The organism is Bacteroides sp. Phil13, from assembly GCF_001940965.1.
Classification (GTDB): domain Bacteria; phylum Bacteroidota; class Bacteroidia; order Bacteroidales; family Bacteroidaceae; genus Bacteroides; species Bacteroides intestinalis.
This window is the reverse complement of record NZ_MSHA01000100.1, coordinates 40,197-56,123: the sequence shown is the minus strand read 5'-3', so window position 1 is coordinate 56,123 and position 15,927 is coordinate 40,197. Positions and strand designations below refer to the sequence as shown.

The 15,927-nt window shown below is 46.3% G+C and carries 15 protein-coding genes; 10 read left to right on the top strand and 5 right to left on the bottom strand.

All coding sequences use genetic code 11. The annotated features are described in order from the left end of the window. Positions 1-19 precede the first annotated feature (19 nt). From gcvP to BWI44_RS19360, 7 genes are all read left to right on the top strand, one after another. Positions 20-2,869 (top strand): aminomethyl-transferring glycine dehydrogenase, encoded by a 2,850-nt coding sequence (gcvP, locus tag BWI44_RS19390; RefSeq protein WP_195208864.1) that lies wholly within the window; start codon positions 20-22, stop codon positions 2,867-2,869. Between the two features lie 375 nt (positions 2,870-3,244). Next, positions 3,245-3,904 carry a PAQR family membrane homeostasis protein TrhA gene (gene trhA, locus BWI44_RS19385; protein WP_195208986.1) on the top strand — a complete coding sequence of 220 codons (660 nt, stop codon included), beginning with the start codon at positions 3,245-3,247 and terminating at the stop codon, positions 3,902-3,904. A gap of 15 nt (positions 3,905-3,919) precedes the next feature. After that, the gene (locus tag BWI44_RS19380; RefSeq protein ID WP_118295892.1) at positions 3,920-4,534 is read left to right on the top strand and encodes a GNAT family N-acetyltransferase; all 615 of its coding nucleotides are present in this window, start codon (positions 3,920-3,922) and stop codon (positions 4,532-4,534) included. A gap of 141 nt (positions 4,535-4,675) precedes the next feature. Next, complete coding sequence (locus tag BWI44_RS19375; protein ID WP_007663325.1) at positions 4,676-5,500, top strand: ABC transporter ATP-binding protein; 825 nt, start codon at positions 4,676-4,678, stop codon at positions 5,498-5,500. A 9-nt stretch (positions 5,501-5,509) separates the two neighbouring features. Continuing rightward, the gene (locus tag BWI44_RS19370) at positions 5,510-6,271 is read left to right on the top strand and encodes a hypothetical protein (RefSeq protein WP_286816024.1); all 762 of its coding nucleotides are present in this window, start codon (positions 5,510-5,512) and stop codon (positions 6,269-6,271) included. Positions 6,272-6,274: 3 nt separating this feature from the next. Next, positions 6,275-6,643 carry a GntR family transcriptional regulator gene (locus tag BWI44_RS19365; protein WP_022393556.1) on the top strand — a complete coding sequence of 123 codons (369 nt, stop codon included), beginning with the start codon at positions 6,275-6,277 and terminating at the stop codon, positions 6,641-6,643. A gap of 231 nt (positions 6,644-6,874) precedes the next feature. Next, the gene (locus tag BWI44_RS19360; RefSeq protein WP_195208862.1) at positions 6,875-9,205 is read left to right on the top strand and encodes a TonB-dependent receptor; all 2,331 of its coding nucleotides are present in this window, start codon (positions 6,875-6,877) and stop codon (positions 9,203-9,205) included. Between the two features lie 990 nt (positions 9,206-10,195). Here the strand turns inward: BWI44_RS19360 and BWI44_RS19355 are convergent. Together BWI44_RS19355 and BWI44_RS19350 are read right to left on the bottom strand one after the other, a co-directional pair. Beyond that, positions 10,196-10,762, bottom strand: a complete 567-nt coding sequence (locus BWI44_RS19355) for a nitroreductase family protein (RefSeq protein WP_171032142.1) — start codon at positions 10,760-10,762, stop codon at positions 10,196-10,198. Then, positions 10,762-11,889 carry an HpaII family restriction endonuclease gene (locus BWI44_RS19350; protein WP_195208861.1) on the bottom strand — a complete coding sequence of 376 codons (1,128 nt, stop codon included), beginning with the start codon at positions 11,887-11,889 and terminating at the stop codon, positions 10,762-10,764. Before BWI44_RS19350 ends, BWI44_RS19355 begins: the two co-directional genes overlap by 1 nt. Positions 11,890-12,014: 125 nt before the next feature. Between BWI44_RS19350 and BWI44_RS19345 the strand changes: the two genes are divergently transcribed. Further along, a complete protein-coding gene (locus BWI44_RS19345; protein WP_007663338.1) occupies positions 12,015-12,224 on the top strand; it encodes a CDGSH iron-sulfur domain-containing protein in 210 nt (69 codons plus the stop codon). Between the two features lie 36 nt (positions 12,225-12,260). On the opposite strand, the gene BWI44_RS19340 is transcribed toward BWI44_RS19345, so the two are convergent. Continuing rightward, positions 12,261-12,866 carry an IMPACT family protein gene (locus tag BWI44_RS19340; RefSeq protein WP_007663340.1) on the bottom strand — a complete coding sequence of 202 codons (606 nt, stop codon included), beginning with the start codon at positions 12,864-12,866 and terminating at the stop codon, positions 12,261-12,263. Positions 12,867-13,078: 212 nt separating this feature from the next. Between BWI44_RS19340 and BWI44_RS19335 the strand changes: the two genes are divergently transcribed. Both BWI44_RS19335 and BWI44_RS19330 read left to right on the top strand, forming a co-directional pair. Next, a complete protein-coding gene (locus BWI44_RS19335) occupies positions 13,079-13,696 on the top strand; it encodes a hypothetical protein (RefSeq protein WP_195547033.1) in 618 nt (205 codons plus the stop codon). A gap of 4 nt (positions 13,697-13,700) precedes the next feature. Next, positions 13,701-14,831, top strand: coding sequence for a glycerate kinase family protein (locus tag BWI44_RS19330; RefSeq protein WP_286816021.1), 1,131 nt, complete (start codon positions 13,701-13,703; stop codon positions 14,829-14,831). Positions 14,832-14,856: 25 nt separating this feature from the next. Here the strand turns inward: BWI44_RS19330 and BWI44_RS19325 are convergent, their stop codons facing one another. Next, the gene (locus BWI44_RS19325; RefSeq protein ID WP_286816020.1) at positions 14,857-15,429 is read right to left on the bottom strand and encodes a flavodoxin family protein; all 573 of its coding nucleotides are present in this window, start codon (positions 15,427-15,429) and stop codon (positions 14,857-14,859) included. Positions 15,430-15,439: 10 nt separating this feature from the next. Further along, the gene (bamJ, locus tag BWI44_RS19320; protein ID WP_286816019.1) at positions 15,440-15,841 is read right to left on the bottom strand and encodes a BamJ family beta-barrel-assembly machinery protein; all 402 of its coding nucleotides are present in this window, start codon (positions 15,839-15,841) and stop codon (positions 15,440-15,442) included. Between the last annotated feature and the right edge of the window lie 86 nt (positions 15,842-15,927).

Below are 15,927 nucleotides of genomic sequence, written 5' to 3'. Positions count from 1 at the left end.
TAAAAAAACAGATACTACCATGAAAAGCGACCTATTAGCTTGCCGCCACATCGGCATTAGCGAGAAAGATGAAGAGAAAATGCTCCGGAAAATTGGAGTCGGCAGTTTGGATGAGTTGATAGATAAAACCATTCCTGCCAACATTCGGCTGAAAGAGCCATTAGCACTCCCCGAACCCATGACAGAATATGAGTTCGGCCAACACATCACCCGATTAGCGTGCAAAAACAAACTTTACACTACGTATATCGGCCTCGGCTGGTATAATACCATCACCCCCGCCGTTATCCAACGGAATGTATTTGAGAATCCCGTATGGTATACCTCCTATACTCCCTACCAGACAGAAGTTTCACAGGGACGCCTCGAAGCGTTGATGAACTTCCAGACAGCAGTCTGCGACCTAACAGGTATGCCTCTTGCCAACTGTTCCCTGCTGGATGAAGCAACAGCTGCGGCCGAAGCCGTCAGTATGATGTATGCCCTGCGTCCGCGCGATATGCAGAAATCCGGTGCAAACGTTGTGTTTGTGGACGAAAAGATTTTTCCACAAATATTGGCAGTAATGACCACACGCGCCATCCCGCAAGGTATCCAGATACGCACAGGTAAATATTCCGAGATGGAAATGACGCCGGACATTTTTGCCTGCATACTGCAATATCCCAATGCAAGTGGAAATGTGGAAGATTACCGCACCTTTGTAGAGAAAGCTCACGCTGCCAACTGCAAAGTGGCTGTAGCCGCCGATATTTTGAGTCTTGCCCTACTCACACCTCCGGGAGAATGGGGAGCTGACATTGTATTCGGTACTACGCAGCGTCTCGGCACACCAATGTTCTACGGTGGACCGTCTGCCGGTTATTTTGCTACACGTGACGAGTACAAGCGTAACATTCCGGGACGTATCATTGGCTGGTCAAAAGACAAATACGGAAAGTTGTGTTATCGTATGGCCTTGCAAACCCGTGAGCAACATATCAAACGTGAAAAAGCCACTTCAAATATCTGTACCGCACAAGCGTTGCTGGCAACGATGGCAGGTTTCTATGCCGTATATCATGGACCGGAAGGCATTCGCACTATCGCCGAACGCATTCACAGCATTGCGGCATATCTCGAAAAGAACATCAACAAGCTGGGATACAAACAAGTGAACGAGCAATACTTCGACACCCTACGTTTTGCATTGCCTGATACTGTATCTGCACAACAGATACGTACCATTGCCTTGAGTAAAGAAGTTAACTTGCGCTATTTCCACAATGGAGATGTAGGTATGAGTATCGATGAAACAACAGATGTATCTGCTACCAACATCCTGCTCTCCATTTTTGCCATTGCCGCCGGTAAGGATTGGACAAAAGCAGAAGATATTCCCGTAAACAGTACTATCAGCAAGGCTCTGAAACGTCAGAGTTCTTATCTGACCCATGAAGTGTTCAATAAATATCACACAGAAACGGAAATGATGCGTTATATCAAACGCCTCGATCGCAAGGATATTTCCCTTGCCCACTCCATGATTTCCCTGGGTTCCTGCACCATGAAGCTGAACGCTGCGGCGGAAATGCTGCCCCTCAGTCGTCCGGAATTCATGTGCATGCATCCGCTTGTTCCCGAGGACCAGGCAGAGGGCTACCGTGAATTGATAAACAATCTCAGTGAAGAATTGAAAGTCATCACAGGCTTTGCAGGCGTCAGTCTGCAACCGAATTCCGGTGCGGCAGGTGAATATACAGGGCTTCGCGTTATCCGCGCTTATCTGGAAAACATCGGTCAGGGGCACCGCAATAAAATATTGATTCCCGCTTCAGCCCATGGCACCAATCCGGCATCTGCCATCCAAGCCGGTTTTACTACTGTGACTTGTGCTTGCGACGCACAGGGTAATGTGGACATGGATGATCTTCGTGCCAAGGCGGAAGAAAACAAAGACGACCTTGCCGCACTGATGATTACCTATCCTTCTACTCACGGTATTTTTGAAACAGAAATCGTAGAAATCTGCCGCATCATCCATGAATGCGGAGCACAGGTATATATGGACGGTGCCAACATGAATGCGCAAGTAGGTCTGACAAATCCCGGCTTCATTGGCGCCGACGTTTGCCACCTGAACCTGCACAAGACATTTGCTTCGCCTCATGGTGGCGGTGGTCCGGGCGTAGGTCCTATCTGCGTTGCAGAACATCTCGTCCCATTCTTGCCAGGACATCCGCTGTTCGGCAATCCTGCCAATACTGTATCTGCCGCCCCATTCGGTAGCGCCGGTATTTTGCCTATCACTTACGGATATATCCGTATGATGGGTACGGAAGGATTGACACGTGCTACCAAAATCGCTATTCTCAGCGCTAATTATCTGGCAGCCTGTCTGAAAGATACGTATGGCATCGTATATCGTGGCGCTACGGGTTTCGTAGGCCATGAGATGATATTGGAATGCCGTAAGGTTCACGAAGAAACAGGTATCAGCGAGAATGACATTGCCAAACGATTGATGGATTATGGGTATCATGCTCCTACCCTCTCCTTCCCTGTTCACGGTACACTGATGATAGAGCCTACGGAAAGCGAAAGCCTCAGCGAGCTGGATAATTTCATTAATGTAATGTTAAACATCTGGGAAGAAATTCAGGAAGTGAAAGAAGGCAAAGCAGATAAGGAAGACAATGTTCTGATAAACGCTCCGCACCCCGAATATGAAGTGGTTGCCAACAACTGGGAACACAGCTATACTCGGGAAAAGGCGGTTTATCCGATAGAAAGTGTACGCGAAAACAAATTCTGGATAAACGTAGCGCGCGTGGATAACACGCTGGGCGACCGCAAGTTGTTGCCGACATGCTACGGATGCTTTGAATAAACTCTCTTGGTGTATGCGGACGAATAAATGTTCGTCCGCATATATATAATGATGTTGCTCTTAACGATTCATTGCTGAAATACGAACTACTTGCCATTCGTGCCCACCTTCATCAAATAAATGACAGTCTGCAAAAAGTGGGAAACGGCATCATCATGGCTTATGGCGGACAGTCGAACCTATATCTTGCTCTCAATATGTACGACCGGGCATTGGAACTGGAACCGTCTGGCTTGCCATTACTCCATTCAGAAGGACAGTTTCGAAAAGCACACCTTACAATAGGGAGATGGCGAAAATATAAAATAGCAAATCTTTGCTTTCTGCCCCAAAAGGCATACCTTTGCGGAAGTGTCACGAGTACTAACCGAAGAAATGAGCATCACCCGGAAAAAGAAACAAAACGGACTTTTCTACACAAAAGCCGAAGAGAGAATAAATACCCTCTCGCACGCCGCAGGCATCCTGATGGGAGTTGTTGTCGGCACGATATTTCTCGTAAAAAGCTATCAGAGTGGAAACTTCTGGGCTGTATTCGGCATCTGGCTCTACCTCTTCGGCATGCTCGGCTCTTACGTTGCCTCTACTCTCTACCATGCGCTGAAATACCATAATCCCTGGAAAAAGCGGTTGCGGAATTGGGACCATGCGGCTATCTACTGGCATATTGCGGGCAGTTATTCACCCGTCACACTCATTGCACTGCGGAGCGAAGGCACTTGGGGATGGGGACTATTCGGTTTTGTCTGGTTGTGCGCTATCATCGGCACTATCGCGAGTTTCCGCAAAATGGAGGAACATAGCAATGTGGAAACAATCTGTTTCATCGTTATGGGGCTGTCCGTACTGGTTGCCTTCAAACCTCTATATGCCGTTGCCGCAGGAACGTGCTACTGGATGATCGGTGAGGGCATTTGCTACATCACCGGAGCGGTGTTCTACTCTTTCCGGCAACGTTATATGCATTCTATATTTCATTTCTTCGTATTGGGAGGATCAATATGCCACATGATGGCGGTGTGGTTGATTTTATAAAAACGGACAGTCAAAATGAACAAGCTAACAGACATAATCAAACGTTACGGCATAATAGGATGCCTGTACAAAACAATCTTTAAAGTCGTGAGAATGCTGGGTATTACTTACATTAAGTACTTAGCATACTTCAAAGAGCTTCCCGAAACCATAGATACCGACACATTAGTACAGTATCACAAAATGACAATGGATGACTTCAGAAAGCAAATGAAATTCGATGGGAAGTGGTTTAATAATCGCAAGTTGAAACAAATTGAAAGGTTTATTGACCAACCGGGATATTCATACTACGGAATCTACGATGGCGATAACCTGATATGTTATGGCGCAATCTCAACAAATCACGACAACTTCATAAACAGAAAGATGGATCCGAATACAGCTTATCTGTTTGACGACTATACCAACCCCTATCATAGGGGAGAAGGATTACATCGGAAAATAATCGCCATAAGAGAGTATGAAGCACGGAAACAAGGTAAATCCGTCACTTTTGCCTATGTACAATCCTCAAACCGCGCCTCGGCGAAAGGCTTCAAACGTTGCGGATATGTAGCCAGAATAAAACTTATATATAAACAAATTGGGAAAAACAGACCTTTTAAAAGGAAATTCATTGAATTGTAAAAGTTACAATAGTCGGCATACCACTACGACAAGACTTCGCTGACTGCTAAAATATATTAATTAATCTCTCCCTTTCTTGTTTTTCTCCTCAGCTTCCCCTACGTTTGCAGTGTTGTACATCAGTGCAACACTTAAAAAACTATGATAAAGATAGAAAACATCAGCTACGGCTACAAGTCTAACCATCCTATTTTCAATGATATATCTTTGGAGATAGGCAACGGAATATATGGACTTCTGGGAGAGAACGGTGTAGGTAAAACCACACTGATACATCTCCTTTGCGGACTACTTTTTCCTTGGAAAGGAGAATGCAGCATTGATGGGATGAATCCGGCAAAAAGAGAACCCGCCTTATTGAGCCGCTACTTCTTTCTGCCCGAAGAAATGCAGATGCCTTCCGAAAGCATTTCCGCTTTTGCCACACGGCATTCCGCTTTCTATCCTCACTTCAACCACAAAGAGTTTGAACAGAATCTTGAAGAACTGAAGATTGACAGGAAACAGAAGTTATCCGCAGTTTCTTATGGTCAGCAGAAGAAGGCGATGCTGGCGTATGCCTTTGCACTGCATACCCCGCTCCTGATACTCGACGAGCCTACAAACGGACTGGACATCACATCCCGACAAGCTCTGAAACGTATCATCAGCCGCAGCATAGATGATGACAGTACGCTCCTCATCTCTACCCATCAGGCACACGACTTCGAGAACCTGCTGGATCACCTCATCATCCTCGGCGAAGGCGAAATCTTGCTGAACCGTTCATTGGACGAAATCAGCCAGCGCCTCCTCTTTGCCCGGACAGACAGTCTGCCCGAAGACAGCATTTACAGCGAACAGGAATTACCCGGATATTTCTCCGTGTTGCCTAATGAAGAGGAAGAAGAAAATACACCGGATATAGAACTGCTGTACAAAGCAATGTTGCAAGTGCCGGAAAAGATAAAATCAATGTTCAAATAAGCAAAGAATATGAATGCAACCTTCAACCTGAAACGTTTCTTCCTGCTGGAACAGTACAAGAAACAGGAAACCGGCCGACACTTGCTTTGGAGTGCCGGCATTGTGCTGGGCATTTGTCTTCTCTGCATGATGTATGATATCAACAAAGGCTCAAGCTATTACATCGAACATACACAGGCTTTCTCCCTCAGCCGCTACCTGTTGTGGTTCCTCTGCATCGCCCCCTGCCTGTTGGAGATAAATATCACCAAACAGACCTCTACTCTATACCTGTTGATGCCCGCTTCCGTTTTTGAAAAGTTCCTGCACTTGTGGATGAAGTATCTGCTCGTACTCCCGCTGTTCTGTTTCTTGCTGATAACAGGCATAAAAGGGTTACTAACACTCTCAGGTACCAGCTACCTGCAACACTTCGGCAGCCACATTGAATTTCACCTGATAGAAAAAGACCAGATGCTGTCATGCAGCTTGATGCAAGGAATTTTCTTCCTCGGATGCATAGCCTTCAAACGCCAGAAGCTGATAAATTCCTTCATCGTTTTGTGTTCCTGCTTCATTCTCATTTTCGGGATTATACTCTCAATAACATTGTGGGAACCTGCCGACAGCCACGGATATTGGATAGCAAACATAGCCTATCCCATCTATAATTTCCCGATAAGCAGCACGTCAGAAGCCATCATTGCTTTCTGCAACTACGGTACCCCTATCTTGTTCAGCATCGGAATATGGATATCGAGCTACTTCCTGCTCAAAGAAAAACAACTGTAAGCTATGGACTTCAAGACCAATAAACCGATATACCAGCAGATTGTAGACTTCTGTTTCAGCAAGATACTCACCCGTGAGTGGACGGCGGGCGAACGAATAGTCTCGGTCAGGGAGCTTTCCACGCAGCTTGCCGTGAACTCGCGCACCGTGCTGAAAGCCTACGAATACCTGCAAGCGGAGGACATCATCTATCCCGAGCGGGGCATGGGCTTCTATCTCTCAAAGGATGCCATGAAGAAAGTGATGAAGATACAGAAGAAAGAATTCTTTGAAAACCAGCTTGCCGACCTGTTCAGCATTATGGACCTGCTTGGCATCAGCATAGATGAAATAACAGAACGATATAATAAACTTAAAAACAGCAGTTCATGAAGAGATACGCAAAGACAGCATTATGGATTACTTTCGGACTCCTCTTCGTACTCATCATAGTCAAGGTTTTTACGCTGATGTACGAACTGAATTCCGCCGTACAATCCTAACTTTCACCGTCTCAACGAAGAAAGTATAAACAATTGAAATACAATAGATAGAATCTTCCCCAATGGGGAGGAGTGAAATCTGTATCCCTAATTGATTAGTAACCTACTAACAGAAACGAATATGAAAACAAAACTATTTTTACTATTGCTTGTCCTCTGCGTACTCAGTGCGCAGGCACAGAACCTCTCCGTCAAAGGACGTGTCACAGACGCTTCTCAAGAGGCGATTATAGCCGCCAACGTATCACTATGGGCCACAGACTCCACCTTGGTGACCGGAGTAACATCGGATGCACAGGGCAAGTTCACTCTCAATAAAATCAAGGCGGGCAACTACCGCCTCGCCATTACTTTCATCGGCTATCAGAGTGAAGTCATCCTGCTGAAACTGAACAACAACCTCGATCTGGGCGATGTACAGTTGCAGGAAGATGCCGTCAGTCTGGGCGAGGTAACCGTATCCGCCAGTAACGTGCTTCAACGGGTGGATCGTCAGATTATCCTGCCCACCGAAAGCCAATTGAAACGCTCGTTCGGTGCCTACGACCTGCTGAACAATCTCGGCATCGCCCGCCTGCAAGTGGACAACTTCACCAACAGCATGAGTGTCAGTGGCGGTGGAGCCGTGCAAACCCGCATCAACGGCATCAAGGTGACAGACAAGGAAATAGCCGCCATCAGAGCCAAAGACGTGCTGCGCGTGGAGTTCATTGAAGACCCCGGCAAGCAATACGGTGACGACGAACTGGGCGCTGTGGTGAACATCATCCTGCGCCGCCGCGAAACGGGTGGTGTGGTAAACTTCCAGCTTTCCGACTCACCCCATACCCTGTGGGGAGAGAATTTCCTGAGTGCGAAGTTCAATTACAAAAACTCCGAATGGGGCATCGACTACTTCAACAAGAACGGCAAGTATCACAGCCGCCTCGAATCTCACGAAACCTTCCACCTGGGCGACCGTACCATCGACCGCATCAAGGAAGGTATCGAAGACGAATCCCCCGCACTCAGTTTCATCAACAACCTGAACCTGACATACAATCTGACGAAAGCGGACAAGTATGTCTTCAACGCCATCTTCCGCAATAACCTCAACAACGCTCCTTACCAGAACGAGCTGAACCGGATGTGGGCAGTAGGCAGCACGGAGTCTATCTATTCATACGTCAATAACCACACATCCAGCTATTCTCCGGCACTCGACCTTTACTTCCAGCATACCCTGCCCCATCAGCAAAGCATACAGATGAATGTGACGGGAACGCTTATCCACACCAAGAACAACCGTAAATATAAGGAGTACAAGGACGAGCATGCACCGTTGGCGGATATTCAGACACTGGTGGATGGCGATAAACGCTCCGTCATCGGTGAGGCCATTTACGAAAAGAGCTTCAAGGATGTGAAGCTGAGCGGTGGCGCCCGCCACTACCAGATGAGGACGGAGAATGAATACAAAGGCTCCAATCCCACTACTTCGAAAATGGACCAGTCGCAGACTTCCGCTTTCTTTGAGGTGCAGGGCAAGGTGAAGGATTTCAGTTATGCGGGTAGTGTGGGCATGACGCGCGCCTGGTTCAAGGAAAGCAACGAAAGCCATGCTTACTATACCTTCACGCCTACCGTACGATTGAGTTACAATATGAAGAAAGCGGGCTTCCTGCGCTACCGGTTCAATATCAGTCCCGCCATACCGTCGCTTGGTTCGTTGACGGATGTGGAGCAGGCTATAGATACGATACAGATAGTTCGTGGTAATCCGTTGCTGAAAACGTATCAGCAGTTCACGAACTCTTTGTCTTACAGCTATTCGAAGAAGCAGTTCAATGCCAATCTGAGCGTGCGCCACCAGTATTACGACAGTCCCATCATGGAAAGCATCTTCGTTGAGGACGGGAAACTGATATTGAAAGATGAAAACCAACGCTCGTTCCAAAGCCTGAATGCGGAACTGATGGTAGGCATCAACGGCGCAACGCTCTTCGGGCTGAAAGATTTCCTGACGCTTTATGCTTCGGGAGGATATACCCGCAGTTGGTCGGAGGGGCTGGAATACAGTCACACGTACGATGAATTTTATTACAGTGTGATGGCGCAATTGCAATACAAAGGGTTCTCACTGCTCGGGCAGTTCCGGAAGGTGCAGAATAACTTCTTTGGTGAAACCATCAAGAAGAATGAAAACCAGACCGCATTTATGGCAATGTATGCCAAGCAGAACTTTCAGGCAGGGATGGGTGTTCTGTTTCCTTTCACCAATAATTATAAGGTGGGAAAAGAACGTATCAGTGAGGTAGCGCCTTTCCGTTCGGAAACTTTTGTGAAAGAAACGGGACAGATGTTGATACTCCGCGTAGGCTATACGTTTGAGTTCGGCCGCAGACACAAAGCCGGAAACAAGGGATTGAACAATAGCGATACGGATAGCGGTATCATTGATATGCAGAGATAAATGAAGTAAATTCTTATCGGAATATGGCTTCATTTCAACCCGCTTTGTGAAAAGAGGGAGCCCACAGGGCGAGGCGGCGGAATTATACGAAATTGCTTCATGTATAATTCATTAATTACCTGACTGCCGCCTCCCCTGCGGGCATTTTTATGAACACCTTCTTGTGCTGTATAGTGGGGAAAGAAAACGGCAAGAGTGATTCGCTACATCAACGATGGGTAAACATACGAAGAAAAGTCTTTTCGTTATTGTTATGACTTTTCCTCATATTATCTTTTATCCAGTACTTATTCGTCCATCGGCTCCCGATTTACCCTGCAGCTTCGCATGGCTTTCCGGCACTTTCCAAATGCTTTCATAATCAATTATTAAACAAGCAATTGGAGTTTCCCAACGGTAGGAAACGAGCGTTCCCATAAGGAGAAACTTCCGTTCCCACTAAAGGGAACTGGAGTTCCCATTAAGGGAAACCGGAGTTCCCACGAGCAGAAACGATCGTTCCCATCGGCAGAAACGGACATTGACAGGGGAGATAACGAGGTTGAAAAGGGCTACACCATTCAACAAAAAGGGTGTAGCCATATACCCCAAAGGGTGTAGCCATGTGCCTAAAAGGGTGTAGCCCTATCGGATACAAGGCTATTTTTACCTAAAACATGGGAAAATCTTCCTCTAAAAGAGGTTTTATCCGCTACATTTCGAAGCATCCCAATCACTCGCTTAAAGTCCATTTGATTGGAATTTCGCCATATACAGACGTATGGAAACATTTACAAGAATATCACTATACAATATTCCTTTCATTCCCCCCATCTGCTATCTTTTTGCATTTTCATCATACGGATTCCCTGCATTCTTTTCCATCAAGCTCCGCAAGATGGCAAAACATTCAATCCGGCCATCTTTATCCCATACCTCTATGCAGGACAACAGATGACAAATATATTCAGCAGACGAAAGTAAATATAGAGAACAAGGGGACGCTCTGTATCACTTAATAACCGTCACAGTGCCTTCCGCCAACTTCTTTTCCTTCATCGGAGCGGCAGCGGCATAGCCTAAAGCGGCACAACCATATACGCGGTGGTTTTCGGGGATGCCCAGTTTCGTAAGGAAAGCACGCACATCAGGATCATCACAAGTTTGCCCCAACTGGTTTATCCAGCAAGAGCCTATACCAAGAGACTTGGCAGACAGGAAGATATTCTGCATGGCGCAGGCACAATCCATGCTTGCCCACCACTGTGTCGGTTCGTTGGAAACAATGACAAGTGTAGGCGCATGATAATAACAACAATACGTCCGGCTATGTCCGCGTTCCTGCAAACGGGGTTCATCGCTCTTGGCAAAAGCACCTTTAATCTTTTCGTTCAGTTCTTCCAGTATAGCGGCATCTTGAATGGCTGTGAAATGCCACGTCTGGTAATTCATACCGCTGGGAGCATAGGTTGCCGCTTCCAGAATAGTGCTTAAATCTTCCTGCGAAATCTGTTGCTCCGTATAAGCGCGCACACTGCGGCGCGACTTGATGGTCTTTAAAATCTCATTCATACTCATTATTTTTTTGTCAATCCAATCTTTACATTCAGTCTGAAATAATACACACCGTTCTCTTTTTCAAGGAAACCATACTTATCCTTATCTACCGAGCCTTTCTCGAAACGGGTGTTCAGGTAAAGAAAATCGGCAAACGTACGGCGCTCCGACTGATGATAGCAAAGCACCTCCCCTACCGCATTTACCAGCAGAATGCCTTCTACGGCAGAGTCCGTACCGTTATAAATTTTTGCCGGACGCATGCCCAAGGCAAGTGCCAACAAGAACTGTTTCATCTTAAACTCATAGAAACCATGTTTGTTTATCAGTTCATCTTTTATCTTTAGGGGATTTATCTCTTTAATGCGCTCCGTCAGTTCGCTAACACGGGAAATGCCGTCGAGGTGCATCATGCGCACCATCTCCGCCAACATACGGGGGAAGTGCAAATCAATCATCAGCAGGTTGCAACGGAACACACGGTCCGCCACATCCGAATATTTCAGCACTCCACCCAGACGCTCAATCATCAGCATACGCTCAGTCACTTCCGTCGGAGACTCCGGCAAGGCATTTATCTTGTTCACCGTAGGCGTAGCAAACTTGATGCCCGACTGTTCCAATTTCAGGTTTGCCGTACGTCCGCCATCCAGCAACGGATTCATTGCACTGAGGCGGCAACGCACATTAAATCCAGTCAACGGTGCCTCAGCATGCCAGAAGGCAACAGAGAAATCCGTGCGGTCTTCCGTCTTCGCCTCCAAATCGTAGATATTGATGGCATCCAGAAAACCTTCCAAACTTTCAGGAACTTCAATAGTATCGGAACTGGCAGTCGTTTTCAGCAATTCAAGTATCAGCTCTGCCGCCCCGCCAAAGTCTTCGCGGGGAATGTTCTGTCCTTCTTTATCAGCCACAGTAAAAGTACTATCATTCTCCACCGTACCACTGACAATGCGAACATTTTCCTGTTCTATATAGTAACGACGCGTACCGTCATGTTCTTCTCTTTGTATCAGTGCCACGGGCCAACTTTCCGTTTCAACCTTCCGGGCTTGCGGTGTACCCAATGAAACTTTTCCGTCTGCCAACAGGCGAAAGAATGTGTAGAGTTCGCCCAACTCACGCTTTGTTGCTTCGAATGCCATATATCTATATATTATTTATAAGTGCGCACAAAGATAAGGAAATCCATACAAAAAAAGTGAATGGACAAACTATTTCCATGCGCAAACGTTTTATTTGAAACGTATAACATTAAAAAAACAATGATATGGAAACAGAAGAAAATACAGTAGCCATCACGGCTACACCCAACGGACCTTTTATTGTAGAAGGCAATTTCAAATTGATAGACCGGGAGGGAAAAGCAGAGGTACGAAAAGGAAGAATCGCCTTGTGTCGCTGCGGACGCTCTTATAAACAACCCTTCTGCGACGGGACGCACAGGAAAATCCACTATAACGATTTATCTCTGAAATAGACGTACCAGAGGAATTTTCTCCGGGGAGCTGAGACATTACGCATCCTCTTCAAAGCGCAATGTCTCGACTTTTTCCAGGCGTGCCCTCAGCTTCGGCATCATCGACTTACGGATGCGGAGCGCCATGCGGCAATCCATATCGTACGACTGTTCCAGTATCTCCGGCTCCTCCTCCTTGACAATGCGCATCACGTCATTCATAAAAGGGTATTCAAACAGGAAAGCCACCGTCTCATCCACCGTCTTTTCTATAATCTCGGCAGCAGCTATCGCTTCGGCGGCAGCAGCTTTATAAGCTACAATCAGTCCGCTCGTCCCCAACTTGATGCCACCGAAGTAGCGGACCACGATAATCAGTATATCGGTCAGTTCATTGGAGTTAATCTGTCCCAGGATAGGTTTTCCTGCCGTACCGGAAGGTTCTCCGTTATCATTGGCACGGAAATCCTTGCGCTCGGCTCCCAACATATAGGCGTAGCAGACGTGACGGGCATCGTAATATTTCTTCTGATAAGTTTCCAGATGCGATTTTACCTCATCGACAGTACGCACAGGCAAAGCGATAGCAATGAATTTGCTACGCTTCTCGGTATAAATCCCTTCGGCAGGGGCGTTTATGGTTTTGTAGGTATCTTCACTCATGCTGCAAAGATACGTATTCTTATCGTTATGAGAAAATAGTTTCTAATCCTCTCTCTTTTTCAGACGAAACGGACAGAGTTTAAAAGTTTTTCAGTAAATTTGTCAAAACAGAACCGCATTCCATAGAAAAACTTCTGATTATAAGTATGTATCAGGGCCTCATACTTACAATCTTAGAATGCAAGGTCCTCCCATAAGTAACATTTATCACTATGAACAACAAGCTGTTTACCTTTCTCGACCCTCTGCTGGGTTACATCGACAACGGACGTTTCTTCCGTGAACCTTTCCGTTGGCTTTATGTCATCTTTGCTGTACTAAATCTGCTATTTCCTATTGCAATCCTGGTGAAAGTCATCGACACGGGGTTCTTCAAGTTCGCCGAGGGGAAAGCAATCTTTGCTTTTATTCTGATATTTATTATCCTTTGCGGTGGTGCATGGGCCAGCTATCTGCTCTGGATGAACCGGAAAAACAAACTGAAAGAAGTCATCCAGGAAGACAACGAATTCATTGCTATCCCTGTAGTATCCCATCTGACACAGACAGTGGGTGAATGGCTCGGACTTTATATCGGTGTTGTTGGCACACTTTGCTCACTGATTATCGCACTCTTGGCAGCAAACGAATTACAATACGTCATGCCGGTATCTACAGGCATTTTCTTCCTCATGCCGATATACGGTTTCCTGATTGTTGTATTTGCACGCCTGCTTGCTGAACTGTATCGCGCTTTGGCAGTTATTGCCAACAATACCAAGAAATTGACAAAGACGGAAGCTAAGACCGAAGCCAAACTGGAAGATATAGAAGATATAGAGGAAATCTAAATACATGAAGAAAGTAGTCATCGCCATCGACTCCTTCAAAGGATGTTTATCCTCGGCAGAAGCAGGAAAAGCTGCTGCTGAGGGTATTCGTTCTGTATTCCCGGAGTGTGAAATTCTGTCTCTACCTATAGCCGATGGCGGCGAAGGAATGCTGGATGTGCTGATTGCAGCAACCAACGGACGTGAAGTGCAGATTTCTGCCCACAACCCTCTCATGGAATGGCACGATACTTACTACGGCATTTCGGAAGACGGGAAAACGGCCTTTATAGAAATGGCAAGCATCAGCGGGTTGCCTCTGGTTCCGCCGGAGAAAAGGAATCCGATGCTGACCACCTCCTACGGAACGGGAGAACTGATTCGTGATGCGTTGGAACGTGGTTGCCGCAACTTCATCATCGGCATTGGCGGCAGTGCGACGAATGATGCCGGGCTGGGAATGTTACAGGCCTTAGGTTTCCGGTTTCTGGATAAAGAAGGGAAGATATTGGAAACTGGTAACGGAAAAATTTTAATGGAAGTTGTTTCCATAGATACAAGTTTCGTCCACCCTGATTTAAGAACTTCCCATTTTACCGTTGCCTGCGACGTACAAAATCCATTCTGTGGACCGGAAGGCGCCGCATATATCTTTGCTCCTCAGAAGGGAGCGGACCGGAAAATGGTAGAGGCGCTGGATGCAGGCATGAAAAACTTTGCAGAAGTCATCTTCCACAAAACGGGAAAAGACATTTCCAATCATCCCGGAGCAGGTGCCGCCGGTGGTATGGGAGGCAGTTTGCTGGCTTTTCTGAATGCAGAATTGAAACCGGGAATACAGTTGATGCTGGATACTCTTGATTTCAGCAATAAAATAAAAGGTGCCGATTTGATTATCACCGGCGAAGGAAAGGCCGACAAACAAACATTAATGGGGAAAGTTCCTTCCGGCATACTTGACAAAGCTCGCAAACAGAAAATTCCGGTTATACTGATAGCCGGTAGCGTAGAAAATGCAGACGACCTGCATCGGGCGGGATTTCGGGGAGTATATTCTATCAATCCACCATCTATAACGTTGGAGCAGGCCATGCAACCGGAAGTTGCACGCGCAAATATCTCAGAAACGGTGATAGAGATTTGTCGTTCCTTCTAAAATTTATCTTTCAATGATTTCCTGATTACAGCTTACGTATCACTTTGCGACAGCGTTTCATCTCTCGCTCCGTCAGTCCGGGATGTTGCTTCGTTCCGCCTTTCTCAATGGCAGAGATGACTTTGAATCCACTCCATTTCAGAATTTCCTTTAGTGCTTTCACCACTCCCCTTGACTGATTAAAAAGGATATTGAAAGGATACGGGGTGGTGCAAGTACTGACGATAACGGCCTTTTTTCCTTTATGCAGCCCGATAGGAATGCCCCGCGATGTCTCTCCCATCATTCCGTAAACGATGCGGTCGAACATTACTTTCAGTTGTCCGGGCAGATTCCCCCAATAGCAGGGAGCACCGATAATCAAGGCATGAGCTTCTTCTATCTGTTTCAGTACGCGCTGTGCATCATCTTCCGGCAGGCAACATTTCAGTTTCTCACGGCAACTCATGCAGCCGATGCAAGGACGGATTGCCAGGTTGGCAACTCTCACGACGGTTACTTCGTCGCCATTGTCTTTTGCTTCTGTTTCCATAAGTTGAAGCATCTTTGAGATATGGCCTTGCTTGCGGGGACTTCCGTTAATAATCAGAATTTTCATGATGACATGATTATGCGATTCCTAATAGCTGAACTTCAAACACCAAAGTGGAGAAAGCGGGAATAGGACCGCTGCTACGTGTTCCATATCCCATTGTGTAAGGAATATAGACTATCCAATGGTCACCTACATGCATTCGTTGCAGGACTATCTGCCAACCTTCGATAACTTGATTCAGACGAAATGCTTCAGGACAATTGCGCTTCCAGGAATTGTCAAATTCACGACCGTTTATCAAGGTGCCTTTATAGTGCACAGTCACAATGCTATTTAAACGGGGAGTATTATCACCGTTGCCGCTTTCCAATACACGGTAGAGGATTCCGCAAGGTAGTTCTTTGATTTCTTCTTCTGCACGCAACGCTTCCAAGTATTGCTCATTTTGCAGTTTATATTCTTCTTTTCGTCCCATATACTCAAACTTCTTATTGCTTTTTCAATCACAAAAGTACAACATTTATATCGTCCCGCAAAAAATAGACGAAGCTCATAGCTGCA